Below are 432 nucleotides of genomic sequence, written 5' to 3' on the forward strand. Positions count from 1 at the left end.
ACACTGAGCAGCGGCAACGGCGCGTCGAAAGCGACGACGTTCCAGGTCGCGAGTTCGCAGGTGCTGTTCTCGACGTTCAACTTCGCCTTCAACGACCTTGCCGGGCCGATCGGTAATGTCGTCGATCTCGGACTGTCGTTCTTCTATGGGCGCAACGTCTATACGGCGCTCGAAGGCAGCGCGACGCCGGCAGGCCCGGGGCCGTACTACGCGTACTGAACGCTGAGCGGAACGTGCGCCGCCCGGTTGGGGACGCCGCGCTGCCTCGCCGGCGAGCGCCCCGTCGATCCGCATTGACCGATACACATCGATCCGCGCTTCGACGCGGTCGATCCACAGCGGATAGCCTCGCGTCGGAAACGAGCCGCTCATGTGAGCCGGACAGAATTTGCATTGAAGCGGTTCTATTTACGAAAAGTGTCTGTTATACTT

1 protein-coding gene is annotated in these 432 nt (G+C 61.8%); it reads left to right on the plus strand.

Annotation, left to right across the window (positions count from 1 at the left end; translation table 11 throughout):
- Positions 1-219 (plus strand): DUF3443 family protein (locus tag J5M73_RS31465; protein ID WP_207816988.1); only part of this gene is annotated, 219 nt, incomplete at its 5' end.
- Between the last annotated feature and the right edge of the window lie 213 nt (positions 220-432).

The organism is Pseudomonas sp. 50_B (genome assembly GCF_017491625.1).
Taxonomy (GTDB): Bacteria; Pseudomonadota; Gammaproteobacteria; order Pseudomonadales; family Pseudomonadaceae; genus Aquipseudomonas; species Aquipseudomonas danubii.